Below are 13,758 nucleotides of genomic sequence, written 5' to 3'. Positions count from 1 at the left end.
AAGGCTTCATATAAGGCGCGGCCCCAGAGGGCGCTGCAGGCAGTTATGCACATTGCCAGGGCCTGTCAAGAGGGCCGCCGCGCCGCGCCCAAGGGGATGGGTAGGCAAAGCGCATGTTTTCAATATCGATTTGCAACCTATTGATAAAGAAAGACTTTTTGATTTTTTGGCGCTTGCTGAAATTTTGTGCGATCTACCGCTGCGCACGCAATGACAAGCATTGGTTGCGGCTGCCCAGGGCTTTTCCACAAAGTTATCCACAGATTTTGTGGACTACCAGGTAAACGCTATGTAAATCAAACAGTTGGCGCGCCTTTCGGGGTGTGGGCAAGGCTGTGCGGCTGCGCTCAGCGCCGCCCGCCCGAACGGTATTCCTCATCCATATCCGGCCCGGTGTAGGCGCGTCGCACCACGCGCTGGGCATCGAGCACGACGGTGAACATGCCTTTGGTGGTGGCGTCCTGCAGATAGCGCCAGTCCACGTGGTGCTCTTGCTGCAGCGGGTACCAAACGTCCTTGGCGGGCTTGCCCAGCAAGCGGCGCACCTGGTCGTAGTGCATGCCGGGGCGGACTTTGGCGAACTCCTGCGCGGTGAGCACTTGGCGGATGGCCTGCAGCCGCCCATTCGGGCCGATCACCAGCATGTAATTGACGTGGCCAGCCGGCTGGCGGTTGTACTCCAGCGTGCGGCTGCCGTCGGCTTCGGGCCAGATTTGGTGTGGCGCGCCCATGGCATCGCGCACGTCGGCTTCGGTGGATTGGCCGATGGAGAGCTTGTCCAGGGCGATGGGGTCGCAGGCCTGCAGCAGCGGCAGCAGGGCGGCCAGCAGCAGCGTGCGCCGCAGCTTGGGGAAGATGCGCAAGGAATGGGCCATGGCTAAAGAGTGAAAGGGAAAGACAAAGGTGGGCGGCGTAGAATCGGCGGCTTGTGTCTGCCCCGCCGAGCCAAGTCTATGTCAATCTTCCAACGCCCCCACTACGAGTCCGACGCCACCCGTTTTATCGACCAGCTCAAGGCCGAGCGCCCCTATCTGGATGCGCAGCAGCAGGCCGGGCGCGATTTGCTGTGGGACAAGGATGTCAACCCGCGCCTGTGGGCCCAGTTCCGAGCTGGCCAGGTGGCGCAAAAGCCCTACGTCTACCAGACCAATTCCGATCACGCCGAGCCGGCCGCTGCCGACGAGCAGCCAGGCCCCGGCAGCCAGGGCTGAAGCGGGCAGGCTGCGCGCCCGCTGGTTTTTGAGTCCACGTGCACGGCGACCCCGAGCCGATGATGGGTGCGGCTGCGGAGCAGCCCGCCGCTGATGCGCCCGCGCCAGACGGGCCTTTGCCCCCGCCGCCTCAAGGAGAGGCGCTGGCGCGCCTTTACGGCGAGCCGCTGTTCGAGCTGCCCGCCGACCTTTACATCCCGCCCGATGCGCTGGAAATCTTCCTCGAAGCCTTTGAAGGGCCGCTGGATTTGTTGCTGTACCTGATCCGGCGGCAGAACTTCAACATCCTGGACATCCCCATGGGGCCGCTGACCCAGCAGTACATGGGCTATGTGCAGGAAATCCGCAACCGCAACCTGGAGCTGGCGGCCGAATACCTGCTGATGGCGGCCATGCTGATCGAGATCAAGTCGCGCATGCTGCTGCCGCGCCCGCCCGCCGCCGAGGAGGAGGACGAGCCCGACCCGCGCGCCAAGCTGGTGCAGCGCCTGCTCGAATACGAGAAAACCAAGCTGGCTGCGCGCGCGCTCGATGCCCTGCCGCAGCCGGGGCGCGACTTCTGGCCCACGCAGGCGCATTTCGACCTGGAGCTCGCGCCCGTGCTGCCGCATGTCGAGCCCGAAGACCTGCGCCGCGCCTGGCTGGCCATCGTGCGGCGCAGCAAGCTGGTGGCGCACCACACCATCACGCGTGAAAAACTCAGCGTGCGCGAATACATGAGCCATGTGCTGCGCGATCTGCAGGGCAAGCCCTACGTGCCGTTCGAGGCTTTGTTCCGCCCCGAGCTGGGCGTGCCCGTGCTGGTGGTGACCTTCATCGCACTGCTGGAGCTGGCCAAGGAAACCCTGATCGAAGTCGTACAGGCCGAGGCCTTTGCTCCCATCTACGTGCTGGCGCGCCAGCATGAGCCCGCCCCGGCTGGGGGCGACGATGCAGAGGGCGCAGCAGGCGAACAGGCCGATGCGGCCGCAGCGCCCATGTGAGTGGCGATGAACTTCGCGGGTTCGCGAAGCTCATAAAAACGTTCCGAAGCTTGCTCACGAGCCCGTGAACAGGCGCTTGCTTACTCTGGGAGATTTTTGCCATGAGCCAACGAGTTCGCGCGGGCGCTGACCGCATCCATGCGGCGCGACGCCGCTTCCCATGGGGCTGGGCCACGCTGGCGCTGTTGCTGCTGGCCGCTGCGGCGCTGTGGTGGGCCTGGCGCACGCCAGGGGCACTGCCCGAGACGGTGCGCCATGGCCTGGAGCAGGGCGCGCAGCAGGCCCGGCAATGGGCGCAGCAGCTGCGCGATGACGAGCGCCCGGCTGAGCCGGCCCAGCCTTCGTCAGCGCCCCCCGACAGTCCGGGCGATGCCCAGGCCAGCGCGCCACAGGCGGGCGGGGCCGATGGCGCCGCTGCGCTGGGTCAGGCATTGGATGCCGCGCCGCGCCATCCCATTGCGCCTTGGTCGGCGCCAGGGCAGGAAGGCGCAGACGCCCAGGCCCTCGCCCAGGCCCGCGCTGCGCTGCCTGCGCTGGACGCCTCGGACGCGGCCATGGCTGGCGTGCTGGCGTCCCTGGCTGGGCCGCAGCCCATGCAGGCGCTGGTGCGCAGCGACCGCTTCGTGCGCCGCTTCGTGGCCACGGTGGATAACCTCAGCCGGCCGCGCGCCTCGGCCATGCTCTGGCCGGTACACCCTACGGGAGAGCGCTTCACCGTGCAGGAGTTGGCCACCGAAGGCGGCGCGGCCATCGCCCAGGCCAACAGCGCCCGCTATGCTGCCGCCGTAGCGCTGCTGCAAGGGCTGGATGCGGCCGAGTTGGCGCGCAGCTACCGCCAGCACTACCCGCTGTTCCAACAGGCCTATGAGGAGCTGGGCTATCCGCAGGCGTACTTCAATGACCGGTTGGTGGCCGTCATCGACCACTTGCTGCAGGCCCCAGAACCGCAAGCGCCGCGCGTGCGCCTGATGCCGGTGCGCGGCCAGGTGCCCTCGCTGCAGCCCTGGGTGCGCTATGAGTTCGAGGATCCGCAGCTCGAAGCCCTGTCGGCTGGGCAGAAAATCCTGGTGCGCATCGGCCCGGAACATGCGCGTCTGGTCAAGGCCAAGCTGCGCGCCCTGCGGGCCGAGATCGCCACCAATGCCCCAGCAGCCGGCGCAGATGCGCCGCCGCCCAGCCAGTGACATCACCCACGCGGGTGGTGCTTGGCGTGCAGTTGCTTGAGGCGCTCGCGCGCCACATGGGTGTAGATGGTGGTGGTGGAGATGTCGCTGTGGCCCAGCAGCATTTGCACGGCGCGCAGGTCGGCGCCGTGGTTGAGCAGGTGCGTGGCGAAGGCGTGGCGCAGCGTGTGGGGGGACAGCGGCTGCGTGATCTGGGCCTGCTGCGCGTACTTCTTCACCAGCGCCCAGAACATGGCGCGGCCCATGCCTTGGCCGCGCGCGGTGACGAAGAAATCGTCGCTGAGCTGGCCGCCCAGAATGGCTGCGCGCGCCTGCTGTGCGTAGCGCTGCAGCCATTGCTGGGCCACGGCGCCAAAGGGCACCAGGCGCTCTTTGCCGCCCTTGCCGCTGATGTGCACGATGCCTTCGGCCATGCGCAGCTGGTGGGTTTTGAGCGCCACCAGCTCGCTCACGCGCAGGCCGCTGGCGTACATCAGCTCCAGCATGGCCTTGTCGCGCAGGCCCAGCGGCGTGCTGGTGTCGGGCGCGGCCAGCAGGGCATCGACCTGGGCCTCGCTCATGCTTTTGGGGATGCGCAGGCTCTGGCGCGCAGCAAGCACGCGCGCCGTGGGGTCGTCGCTGCGCAGGCCCTCACGCAGCAGCCAACGGAAAAATCGCTTGAAGACCGTGAGCCGGCGGTTGGCCGTGCTGGGCCGGGTGTTGGCGTGTTGGGCGCCGAAGTAGGCTTGGATGTGCGCCTCGCCGGCGGCCTGCAGCGCCACGGGCGGGCGCTGCTGCGCCAGCCAGGCGGCAAACAGCTCCAGGTCCTTGCGGTAGGCGTACAGCGTGTTGCGCGACAGGCCATCGTGCAGCCACAGGCTGTCGGCAAAACGCTCAATCAGCGCCTGGTCATCGGGCGCTGCTGTGCCGTGCGACACGGCGCTCACTCCAGGGTCAGCTTGCGCTGCTTGACCAGCTCCTCATAGACCTCGTATTCCGCCTTGATCTGCGCGGCAAACTCCTCGGGGCTGCCCGAAATGACTTGTGCGCCGGTGTCCTCAATGCGCTGGCGCACGTTGGCCATGCCCAGCACCTTGGCAGTGGCGGCGTGGATTTTGTAGACGATGGGCCTGGGCAGATCCTTAGGGCCGACGATGCCGTAATAGGCCATGCGATTGGCCGGCTCCAGGCCCAACTCCTTGAAAGTGGGCACCTGGGGCAGCGCGGCAATGCGCTCGGGCGCGGCAATGGCGATGGGGCGCAGCTTGCCGCTGGTGACGGAGAACAGCGAGGAGGGCAGGTTATCGAACAGGATCGGCACCTCGCCCGTCACCACGCTGTTGAGCGCCGGCCCGGCACCGCCGTAAGCGGCGTGTTGCATCGCCAGGCCGCTGAGCGATTGCAGCAATTCCATCTGCAAATGGCCGATGCCGCCCGTGCCCGATGAGGCATAGCGATAGCCATCGGGTTTGGCCTGCACGGCCTTGACGAATTCGGCGTAGCTCTTGGCCGGGAACGAGGAGTGCACCGACAGCAGATTGGGTGTCGAGGCGATGTGGATGATGGGGCTGAAATCGTTCAGCGGGTGGTAGCCCACATCGGGGTGGATGGCCGGGTTGGAGGCCATGCTGGAGACTGTGGCGATGCCCAGCCGATACCCGTCGGCGGCTGAGCGCGCGATCTGCTGCGCGCCTGCGATGCCGCCTTCGCCATCGATGTTAACCACCAGCACCGGCTGGCCCAGCTCCTTGCCCAGCGGCTCGGCAATGGCGCGGGCGATGATGTCGGTTGTGCCGCCAGCGGCAAAGGGCACCAGCAGCTCGATGGGCTGCTCGGGGTATTCGGTCTGCTCGGCCATGGCTTGGCCTGCGCCCAGGCTGAGGGTGCAGCAGGCCAGCGCAGAGGCAAGTTGGCGTGTGAAGCAGCGGCGGGACAGCGTCATGAAGATCGTTTCCTGTTGGTTCCGGTGGAAGAAGGCGGTCACGCCCCGCGCCATACCGGCAGGGGCGAGCAAGAAGATATTGCGTGCACTCATGCGGTGCGCGCGCCGCGCCCGAATATACCCAGCTTTGCCGCAGCGCAGCCGCTGCTGCGCGGGCGGCAGCGGTGCGTGCGGCCAATGCGGCTGCAGTGGTCGCTCACTCCAGCGTCAGTTTCTGTTTCTTGACCACGTCGGCATAGACCTCGTACTCGGCCTTGATCTGCGCGGCAAACTCCGCAGGGCTGCCCGCGACGATTTGCGCGCCCGTGTCCTCGATGCGTTTGCGCACGGCAGGATCCTGCAGCACCTTGGCGGTGGCTGCGTGGACTTTTTGCACGATGGGCTCGGGCAGGCCCTTGGGGCCGACGATGCCGTAGTAGGCCATGCGGTTGGCCGGCTCCAGGCCCAGCTCCTTGAAGGTGGGCACCTGCGGCAGCGCTGCAATGCGCTCGGGCGCGGCAATGGCCAGCGGGCGCAGCCGCTCGCTGGCGATGAAGGGCATCGAGGAAGGCAGGTTGTCGAACAGGATCGGCACCTGGCCGGCCACCACATCGGCCAGCGCCGGGCCCGAGCCGCGGTAAGGAATGTGCTGCATGGACAGGCCGGTCAAAGTCTTGAACAGCTCCATCTGCAAGTGGGCGATGCCGCCCGTGCCCGACGAGGCATAGGCATAGCCATCGGGCTTTGCTTGCACGGCCTTGACGAACTCCTCATAACTCTTGGCCGGGAATGAGGGATGCACTGCGATGATGTTGGGCGTGGCGGCAATGTTGATGATCGGGGTGAAGTCGGTCAGCGGCTTGTATGCCACCTTTGGGTTGATGGCCGGATTGGATGCGGTGGTGGAGACCGTGGCAATGCTCAACAAATAGCCATCGGCCGGTGCGCGCGCCGCCTCGGTCGCGCCGATGGTGCCGCCGCCGCCGCCTTTGTTCTCGACCACCACGGCTTGCCCGAGCTCCTTGCCCAGCGGCTCGGCAATGGTGCGGGCGATGATGTCGGTCGTGCCGCCGGCGGCAAACGGCACCAGGATGCGCACCGGCTTGCTGGGGTAGTCCGACTGCGCCAGCGCGCTGCTGCCCAGGCCCAGGGCGATGGCGGCAGCGGTGCAATAGTGGCGCAAGCGGCGGTTGAAGTGGCGGCGTGAAATGCGCATAGGGTGTCTCCTCGGTTTGTTGGATGGGTGATGGCCGACATCAGCGGCGCGCGCCATCATGGCATGGGCGCGCCAGTGCCGGAGCTATTCGTACTGCGCCAGCGTGGCGGGCTCGAGCACTTGCAGGCCGCCGTATTCGAGCTGTACCAGGCCCTGGGCCTGCAGTCGCACCAGCGCCATGTTCACGCGCTGGCGCGACAGGCCGATCAGGTAGGCCAGCTCTTGCTGGGTGATGCGCAGGCTGCGGTCGGCGTTGGGGGCCAGCACGGGGTTGACCAGCGCGGCCAGTGAGCGCGCCACGCGCGCATCGGGGTTGGAGAGGCGATCCATCTCGCGCCCGGCGATGAACTGGCCCACGCGCTCGTTGAGCTGGCCCATGATGACGCGGTTGAACTCGATGGAGCGATCCAGCAGGGTGTGGAAGGCCTCCAGCGGCAGCGCGGCGATGGTGCTTTTGCGCAGCGCCTGGATGTTGTAGCGATAGGGCTCGCGCTTGAGGGCCGTGCCCTCGCCGAACCAGCAGCTTTTGGGAATGCCCGCGTAGCTGATGGTGGTGCCATCAACGCGGTTGTTGCTCATCTTGAACAGGCCATCGACCACGCCCAGCCAGTAGCGCACGGGCTTGCCGGCAATGCAGATGAAGTCGCCCTGCGGGATCTGGCCCACTTCGATGGCTTTTTCGGCAAAGCGCCGATCCTGGGGCTTGAGGCGCGCCAGCCAGGGGATGGCGGCGAGCTCGTCCTCGGTGGGCGCGCGGCGCTGCTGCACGATGGCGGGCAAGCGGCGTTCTGGAATAGGGCTTCTCATGCTGCGAAACATAGGGGCAGTTTCAGTCTGGAAAAACCAGGGAAATACCTGCCTAGGGTTTACCCAAGATTGTCGTTGCAAGGACAGAAAAACGTCAAACTGATGGCTATCATGCCGCCCTGCATTCCCCTCGGATGACACGGGTGGCGGGCGTTGCTTGGCAGCGTGCAGTCACGATCGGCCCGGGTGGTGCAGGCGCTTGAAAGACCCGTTCTTGCAGAGAAAGGCACAGGACATGGAGACGACATTTCCCCGGCTGCTGCTTCAGCATGCCCAGCAACGGCCCGAGGATCCAGCAATCCGGGAGAAGGAATACGGTATTTGGCAGACTTGGAACTGGCGCGAGGTGGCGCGTGATGTGCGTCACCTGGCCTGTGGGTTTGCGGCGCTGGGCTTGAGCGAAGGGCGCAATCTGGCGCTGGTGTCGGGCAACCGCCCCTATGCGTACATGAGCTTTCTGGCCGCGCAGTGCTTGCGCGCCGTGCCGGTGCCGATGTACCAGGATGCGGTGGCTTCGGAGATGGCCTATGTCGTGGCCGATGCCGAGGTGCACGTGGTCTTTGCCGAGGATCAGGAGCAGGTGGACAAGCTGTTGGAGATCCGCGAGACCTTCCCGCAATTGCAGTACATCGTGTATGACGATCCGCGCGGCATGCGCAGCTACCAGCAAGATTGCCTGGTCAGCGTCGAGCAATTGCTGGAAATGGGCCGCCAGTGGGATCAGCAGCATCCAGGCGCGTTCGAGCAGCAGGTGCAGGCCGGCCATCCCGATGATGTTTCGGTGATCCTCTACACCTCGGGCACGACGGGCAAGCCCAAGGGCGTGTGCCAGACGCACCGCTCCTTTGCCACTGCGGCGCAGGGCGGGGTGCAGGTCGATGGGCTGAACAAGGACGACAACGTGATCTCCTACCTGCCGCCGGCCTGGGTAGGCGATCACCTGTTCTCGATCGCGCAGTGGCTGGTGGCAGGCTTCACGATCAACTGCCCCGAGTCCTCGGCGACGGTGCAGATCGACCTGCAGGAGATCGGCCCGACGTATTACTTTGCGCCGCCGCGCGTGTTCGAGGGGCTGCTGACCAATGTCTCGATCCGCATGGAGGATGCTTCGCCGCTCAAGCGCTGGATGTACGCCAAGGCCATGGACGTGGCCCAGCGCGTGGGCGCCGACATCCTGGACGGCAAGAGCGTGGGCGGGCTCGATCGCCTGAAGTACGCGCTGGGCAACTTCTTCGTCTATGGGCCGCTGCGCAATGTGATGGGTTTCTCGCGCATTCGCGTGGCCTACACGGCCGGCGCGGCCATTGGGCCTGAGCTGTTCAAGTTCTTCCGCTCCATCGGCGTGAACCTCAAGCAGCTCTACGGCCAGACCGAGACCTGCGCCTATGTTTGCATCCAGAAGAACGGCCACGTCAAGCTCAACAGCGTGGGCCAGGCGGCGCCAGGCATCGAGTTGAAGATCGCCGACAACGGCGAGGTGCTGGTCAAGGGCGTATCGGTGCTCAAGGAGTACTACAAGCGCCCGGACGCCACGGCCGAGGTCATCAACGAGGATGGTTACTTCCTCACCGGCGACGCCGGCGTGCTCGACTCCGAGGGGCATCTGCGCATCATCGACCGCGCCAAGGACGTGGGCAAGCTCAACGGCGGCGCGATGTTTGCGCCCAATTACATCGAGAACAAGCTCAAGTTCTTCCCCCAAATCAAAGAAGCCGTGTGCTTTGGCCACAACCGCGATGAGGTCTGCGCCTTCATCAACATCGACTACGAGGCCGTGGGCAACTGGGCTGAAAAACGCAACCTGCCCTACGGCGGCTATGTGGATCTGGCCGGCAAGCCGCCGGTGCTGGAGATGATTGCCGAGTGCGTGGCCAAGGTGAACCAGGAGCTGGCCAGCGAGGAGGGCATGGAGGCCACTCAGGTCACGCGCTTTCTGGTGCTGCACAAGGAGCTGGACCCGGACGACGACGAGCTCACGCGCACGCGCAAGATTCGCCGCAACTTCGTGGCCGAGAAGTACGCCGTGCTGATCGACGCGCTGTACGGCGGCAAGAAGGAACAGTTCATTGAAACCCAGGTGAAGTTCGAGGACGGGCGCACCGGCAGCGTCAGCGCGACGCTGCAAATCCTCGACGCGAAAACCTACCCTGCGGCAAGAAAGGCGGCCTGAGCATGAGCAGCAGAAAAATCGGCGATGTCATTCTGGACATCAAGAACATCAGCCTGCGCTTTGGCGGCGTGAAGGCGCTGACCGACATCAGCTTCAACGTGCGCGAGCACGAGATCCGCTCCATCATCGGCCCCAACGGCGCGGGCAAGAGCTCGATGCTCAACTGCATCAACGGCGTGTACACGCCCAGCGAGGGCTCCATCACCTTCCGCGGCCAGACCTTCAGCCACATGAACAGCCGTCAGGTGGCGGAGATGGGGGTGGCGCGCACCTTCCAGAACCTGGCGCTGTTCAAGGGCATGAGCGTGATCGACAACATCATGTCCGGCCGCAATCTGAAGATCAAAAGCAACATCTTCCTGCAGGCGCTGCGCTGGGGCCCGGCCGAGCGCGAGGAAATTCGCCACCGCGAGTTCGTCGAGCACATCATCGACTTTCTGGAAATCCAGGCCTACCGCAAGACGCCCGTGGGCCAGCTGCCCTACGGCCTGCAAAAGCGCGTCGACCTGGGCCGCGCGCTGGCCATGGAGCCGCAGGTGCTGCTGCTCGACGAGCCCATGGCCGGCATGAACCTGGAAGAGAAGCAGGACATGAGCCGCTTCATCATCGACGTGAACGAGGAGTTCGGCACCACCATCGTGCTGATCGAGCACGACATGGGCGTGGTGATGGACATCTCCGACCGCGTGGTGGTGCTCGATTACGGCAAGAAGATCGGCGATGGCCCGCCTTCGGAAGTCGTGCACAACGAAGACGTGATCCGCGCCTACCTGGGCACGTCGCACTGAGCAGGGGCTGCAAGAAATCGAAGGAGACCCATCATGGCATTTTTTCTTGAGACCCTGTTTGGCGGCCTGATGACGGGCATGCTGTATTCGCTGGTGGCGCTGGGCTTCGTGCTCATCTTCAAGGCCAGCGGCGTGTTCAACTTCGCGCAGGGCGCGATGGTGCTGTTCGCCGCGCTGGCGATGGCGCGCTTTTCCGAATGGCTGCCCAAGTGGACGGGCATCGACAACCCGTGGTTTGCCAACATCGGCGCCTTTGTGATCGCCGCGCTGATCATGTTCGTGGTGGCCTGGTTCATCGAGCGACTGGTGCTGCGCCACCTGGTCAACCAGGAAGGCGCCACGCTGCTGATGGCCACGCTGGGCATCACCTACTTCCTCGAGGGCGTGGGCCAGACCATCTTCGGCAGCGAGATCTACTCCATCCACATCGGCATGCCCAAGGACCCGGTGTTCGTGCTGGAGTCCATGTTCGAAGGCGGCGTGCTGGTCAACAAGGAAGACCTGATCGCCGCGCTGATCGCTGCCGCGCTGGTGGCGCTGCTGACACTGTTTTTCCAGAAAACCGGCACGGGCCGCGCGCTGCGCGCCGTGGCCGACGATCACCAGGCGGCGCAATCCATCGGCATCCCGCTCTCGCGCATCTGGGTCATCGTCTGGACGGTGGCCGGCATGGTGGCCCTGGTGGCCGGCATGATCTGGGGCAGCAAGCTGGGCGTGCAGTTCTCGCTGGCCACGGTGGCGCTGCGCGCGTTGCCGGTGGTGATCCTGGGCGGGCTGACCTCGGTGCCCGGCGCCATCATCGGCGGGCTGATCATCGGCGTGGGCGAGAAGCTCTCCGAGGTCTACCTGGGCCCCTACGTGGGCGGCGGCATCGAAATCTGGTTTGCCTACGTGCTGGCGCTGGTGTTCCTGCTCTTCAGGCCACAAGGCTTGTTCGGCGAGAAGATCATCGACCGTGTGTGACACACAGGATCCAAGGAGTCATAAAGCATGTTCTATAGAGAAAACGGTCAGTTCAAGACCAGCTACCGGGCCGATCAGCAGATCTTCCCGATCCGGCAGGATCGCATCGCCATCGGCCTGATCCTGGCCTTTGCCTTCATCGGCGTGCCGCTGCTGGCCAGTGACTACCTGTTCCTGTCCATCCTGCTGCCCTTCGTCATCATGTCGCTGGCAGCGCTGGGGGTGAACATCCTGGTGGGTTACTGCGGCCAGATCTCGTTGGGCTCGGGCGCCTTCATGGCCATGGGCGCTTATGCGGCCTACAACGCCTATATGCGCATTCCCGGCATGCCGCTGGTGGTGGCGCTGATCATCGGCGGCATTGCTGCCATGGTGTTTGGCGTGCTGTTTGGCCTGCCCAGCCTGCGCGTCAAGGGGCTGTATCTGGCTGTGGCCACGCTGGCGGCGCAGTTCTTTGCCGACTGGATGTTCCTGCGCGTGACCTGGTTCACCATGGATTCGCCCTCGGGCTCGGTGTCGGTGTCCAACCTGAAGGTGTTTGGCATGCCGTTGGATTCGCCTGTGGCCAAGTACCTGTTCTGCCTGACGGTGCTGGTCATCATCGCCTTGCTGGCCAAGAACCTGGTGCGCAGCGCCACCGGGCGCGAGTGGATGGCCATCCGCGACATGGACGTGGCCGCCGCCGTGATCGGCATCCGCCCGCTGTACGCCAAGCTCAGCGCCTTTGCCGTCAGCAGCTTCATCGTCGGCATGGCCGGCGCGCTGTGGGCCTTCATCTACCTGGGCGCGTGGGAGCCCGCCGCGTTCTCGCTGGAGGCCATGTCGCTCAAGCTGCTGTTCATGGTCATCATCGGCGGCATGGGCTCCATCATGGGCAGTTTCTTTGGCGCGGCCTTCATCGTGGTGCTGCCCATTGCGCTCACGCGCATCCTGCCGGTGCTGGCGAGCCTGGTGGGGGTGGAGTTCTCCACCACTGCGGTCTCGCACGCTGAACTGATGATTTTCGGCGCACTGATTGTGTGGTTCCTGATCGTTGAGCCGCACGGCCTGGCCAAGCTCTGGTCCACGGCCAAGCAAAAGCTGCGCGTCTGGCCCTTCCCGCACTGATGCCCGGCGCTGCCTGGGCGGGCGCTGTCAGCGCCGCGCCCGACTCTTTTCACCCCCCTCAAAGGAGACAACCATGAAACGTTCCCTGAACCTGATCACCGCTGCGGTTGCCGTGGCCGCGTCGCTGGCAGCGCCTGCCGCCATGGCGCAGGAGCAGTTCATTCCGGTGCTGACCTACCGCACTGGCGCTTACGCCGCCAACGGCACGCCGATCGCTAACGGCATGGTCGATTACTACAAGTACATCAACGCCAAGGGCGGCGTCAATGGCGTGAAGATCGCCTTCGAAGAGTGCGAAACCGGCTACGACACGGCGCGCAGCGTGGAGTGCTATGAGCGCCTCAAGACCAAGGGCGGCGGCGCGGCGCTGGTGCATCCCTGGTCCACCGGCGCGACCTTCGCGCTGACCGAGAAGGCCCCTGTTGACCAGGTGCCGCTGATCACCACCGGTTATGGCCGCAGCGAAAGCCAGGACGGCATGGTGTTCAAGTGGAACTTCCCGCTGGGCGGCACCTATTGGGTGGCCGCTGACGTCATCATGAAGGCCATTGCCGACAAGGAAGGCGGCATGGACAAGCTCAAGGGCAAGAAGATCGCGCTGGTCTACCACGACAGCCCGTTCGGCAAGGAGCCCATCCCGCTGCTGCAGGAAATGGCCAAGCAGCAGGGCTTCACGCTGCAGCTGCTGCCTGTGACCGCGCCGGGCGTGGAGCAGAAGTCCACTTGGCTGCAGGTGCGCCGTGATCGCCCCGATTACGTGCTGCTGTGGGGCTGGGGCGTGATGAACTCCACCGCGCTGAAAGAAGCCCAGGCCACTGGCTATTCGCGCGAGAAGATGTACGGCGTGTGGTGGGCTGGCGCCGAGCCTGATGTGAAGGACGTGGGCGCAGGCGCCAAGGGCTACAACGCCGTGACGCTGATGCACTCGGCCGACAAGAGCTCGCCCATCGTCAAGGAGATCCTGGCCACGCTGCACGACAAGGGCCAGGGCACTGGCCCGAAAGAGGAAGTGGGCGACGTGCTGTACCTGCGCGGCGTCTTCAGCGCCATGATCGGCGTGGAAGGCATCCGCGCTGCGCAGGAAAAATTCGGCACAGGCAAGGTCATGACTGGCGATCAAGTGCGCTGGGGCCTGGAGAACCTGGACCTGACGCAGGACAAGCTCGACGCGCTGGGCTTCAAAGGCGTGCTCAGCCCGATCAAGACCAGCTGCAAAGACCACATGGGCAACATGCAGGCGCGCATCCACACCTGGGATGGCAAGGCCTGGAGCTACACCACCGACTGGATCCAGGCTGACGAAGCCCGCATCAAGCCGCTGGTGGACGCCACCGCCAAGCGCTACGCCGACGAGAAGAAGGTGCCTGTGCGCCCTGAATCCGACTGCAGCTGAGCGGGCCTGATGGCTGGGCAGGCGGCTGCCGCGCAG

General features: G+C 65.1%; 13 protein-coding genes. 8 read left to right on the top strand and 5 right to left on the bottom strand.

Annotated elements, in window-relative coordinates:
• Positions 1 to 347: 347 nt before the first annotated feature.
• The gene (locus CK620_RS08265; protein ID WP_095549886.1) at positions 348 to 875 is read right to left on the bottom strand and encodes an outer membrane protein assembly factor BamE; all 528 of its coding nucleotides are present in this window, start codon (positions 873 to 875) and stop codon (positions 348 to 350) included.
• 78 nt (positions 876 to 953) lie between these two features.
• On the opposite strand from CK620_RS08265, the gene CK620_RS08260 reads away from it, so the two are divergent.
• From CK620_RS08260 to CK620_RS08250, 3 genes are all read left to right on the top strand, one after another.
• Positions 954 to 1,211, top strand: a complete 258-nt coding sequence (locus CK620_RS08260; RefSeq protein WP_095549885.1) for a DUF3460 family protein — start codon at positions 954 to 956, stop codon at positions 1,209 to 1,211.
• A gap of 62 nt (positions 1,212 to 1,273) precedes the next feature.
• On the top strand, positions 1,274 to 2,194 hold the full coding sequence (locus CK620_RS08255; RefSeq protein ID WP_420894217.1) for a segregation and condensation protein A: 921 nt from the start codon (positions 1,274 to 1,276) through the stop codon (positions 2,192 to 2,194).
• Between the two features lie 101 nt (positions 2,195 to 2,295).
• Entirely contained in the window at positions 2,296 to 3,378 is a 1,083-nt protein-coding gene (locus CK620_RS08250) for a DUF3014 domain-containing protein (protein ID WP_095549883.1), read from the top strand.
• Between the two features lie 2 nt (positions 3,379 to 3,380).
• Here the strand turns inward: CK620_RS08250 and xerD are convergent, their stop codons facing one another.
• The 4 genes from xerD to CK620_RS08230 all read right to left on the bottom strand — a co-directional run bounded on the left by xerD (position 3,381) and on the right by CK620_RS08230 (position 7,301).
• The gene (gene xerD, locus CK620_RS08245) at positions 3,381 to 4,295 is read right to left on the bottom strand and encodes a site-specific tyrosine recombinase XerD (protein WP_095541655.1); all 915 of its coding nucleotides are present in this window, start codon (positions 4,293 to 4,295) and stop codon (positions 3,381 to 3,383) included.
• Between the two features lie 5 nt (positions 4,296 to 4,300).
• Complete coding sequence (locus CK620_RS08240) at positions 4,301 to 5,299, bottom strand: Bug family tripartite tricarboxylate transporter substrate binding protein (protein WP_095541654.1); 999 nt, start codon at positions 5,297 to 5,299, stop codon at positions 4,301 to 4,303.
• Between the two features lie 196 nt (positions 5,300 to 5,495).
• Positions 5,496 to 6,494, bottom strand: a complete 999-nt coding sequence (locus CK620_RS08235; RefSeq protein WP_095541613.1) for a Bug family tripartite tricarboxylate transporter substrate binding protein — start codon at positions 6,492 to 6,494, stop codon at positions 5,496 to 5,498.
• 84 nt (positions 6,495 to 6,578) lie between these two features.
• Entirely contained in the window at positions 6,579 to 7,301 is a 723-nt protein-coding gene (locus CK620_RS08230) for a Crp/Fnr family transcriptional regulator (RefSeq protein WP_095541653.1), read from the bottom strand.
• A 235-nt stretch (positions 7,302 to 7,536) separates the two neighbouring features.
• On the opposite strand from CK620_RS08230, the gene CK620_RS08225 reads away from it, so the two are divergent.
• The 5 genes from CK620_RS08225 to CK620_RS08205 all read left to right on the top strand — a co-directional run bounded on the left by CK620_RS08225 (position 7,537) and on the right by CK620_RS08205 (position 13,722).
• Entirely contained in the window at positions 7,537 to 9,471 is a 1,935-nt protein-coding gene (locus CK620_RS08225; protein WP_095549882.1) for an AMP-dependent synthetase/ligase, read from the top strand.
• Positions 9,472 to 9,473: 2 nt separating this feature from the next.
• Entirely contained in the window at positions 9,474 to 10,259 is a 786-nt protein-coding gene (locus CK620_RS08220; RefSeq protein WP_095541611.1) for an ABC transporter ATP-binding protein, read from the top strand.
• A 33-nt stretch (positions 10,260 to 10,292) separates the two neighbouring features.
• The gene (locus CK620_RS08215; protein WP_095539646.1) at positions 10,293 to 11,222 is read left to right on the top strand and encodes a branched-chain amino acid ABC transporter permease; all 930 of its coding nucleotides are present in this window, start codon (positions 10,293 to 10,295) and stop codon (positions 11,220 to 11,222) included.
• A gap of 27 nt (positions 11,223 to 11,249) precedes the next feature.
• Positions 11,250 to 12,329: a branched-chain amino acid ABC transporter permease gene (locus CK620_RS08210; RefSeq protein WP_095541610.1), complete on the top strand. Its 1,080-nt coding sequence runs from the start codon at positions 11,250 to 11,252 to the stop codon at positions 12,327 to 12,329.
• A gap of 73 nt (positions 12,330 to 12,402) precedes the next feature.
• Complete coding sequence (locus CK620_RS08205; RefSeq protein WP_095549881.1) at positions 12,403 to 13,722, top strand: ABC transporter substrate-binding protein; 1,320 nt, start codon at positions 12,403 to 12,405, stop codon at positions 13,720 to 13,722.
• Positions 13,723 to 13,758: the final 36 nt, after the last annotated feature.

This window comes from Vandammella animalimorsus (assembly GCF_002285285.1).
Classification (GTDB): domain Bacteria; phylum Pseudomonadota; class Gammaproteobacteria; order Burkholderiales; family Burkholderiaceae_C; genus Lampropedia; species Lampropedia animalimorsus.
Note: the sequence above shows the minus strand (reverse complement) of the source record. Positions and strands in the feature narration are given on the sequence as shown.

What these genes read in the sequence shown, in the direction of transcription:
- CK620_RS08265 (WP_095549886.1), bottom strand. Translation starts at nt 875, where the DNA reads ATGGCCCATTCCTTGCGCATCTTCCCCAAGCTGCGGCGCACGCTGCTG.
- CK620_RS08260 (WP_095549885.1), top strand. Translation starts at nt 954, where the DNA reads ATGTCAATCTTCCAACGCCCCCACTACGAGTCCGACGCCACCCGTTTT.
- CK620_RS08255 (WP_420894217.1), top strand. Translation starts at nt 1,274, where the DNA reads ATGGGTGCGGCTGCGGAGCAGCCCGCCGCTGATGCGCCCGCGCCAGAC.
- CK620_RS08250 (WP_095549883.1), top strand. Translation starts at nt 2,296, where the DNA reads ATGAGCCAACGAGTTCGCGCGGGCGCTGACCGCATCCATGCGGCGCGA.
- CK620_RS08240 (WP_095541654.1), bottom strand. Translation starts at nt 5,299, where the DNA reads ATGACGCTGTCCCGCCGCTGCTTCACACGCCAACTTGCCTCTGCGCTG.
- CK620_RS08235 (WP_095541613.1), bottom strand. Translation starts at nt 6,494, where the DNA reads ATGCGCATTTCACGCCGCCACTTCAACCGCCGCTTGCGCCACTATTGC.
- CK620_RS08230 (WP_095541653.1), bottom strand. Translation starts at nt 7,301, where the DNA reads ATGAGAAGCCCTATTCCAGAACGCCGCTTGCCCGCCATCGTGCAGCAG.
- CK620_RS08225 (WP_095549882.1), top strand. Translation starts at nt 7,537, where the DNA reads ATGGAGACGACATTTCCCCGGCTGCTGCTTCAGCATGCCCAGCAACGG.
- CK620_RS08220 (WP_095541611.1), top strand. Translation starts at nt 9,474, where the DNA reads ATGAGCAGCAGAAAAATCGGCGATGTCATTCTGGACATCAAGAACATC.
- CK620_RS08215 (WP_095539646.1), top strand. Translation starts at nt 10,293, where the DNA reads ATGGCATTTTTTCTTGAGACCCTGTTTGGCGGCCTGATGACGGGCATG.
- CK620_RS08210 (WP_095541610.1), top strand. Translation starts at nt 11,250, where the DNA reads ATGTTCTATAGAGAAAACGGTCAGTTCAAGACCAGCTACCGGGCCGAT.
- CK620_RS08205 (WP_095549881.1), top strand. Translation starts at nt 12,403, where the DNA reads ATGAAACGTTCCCTGAACCTGATCACCGCTGCGGTTGCCGTGGCCGCG.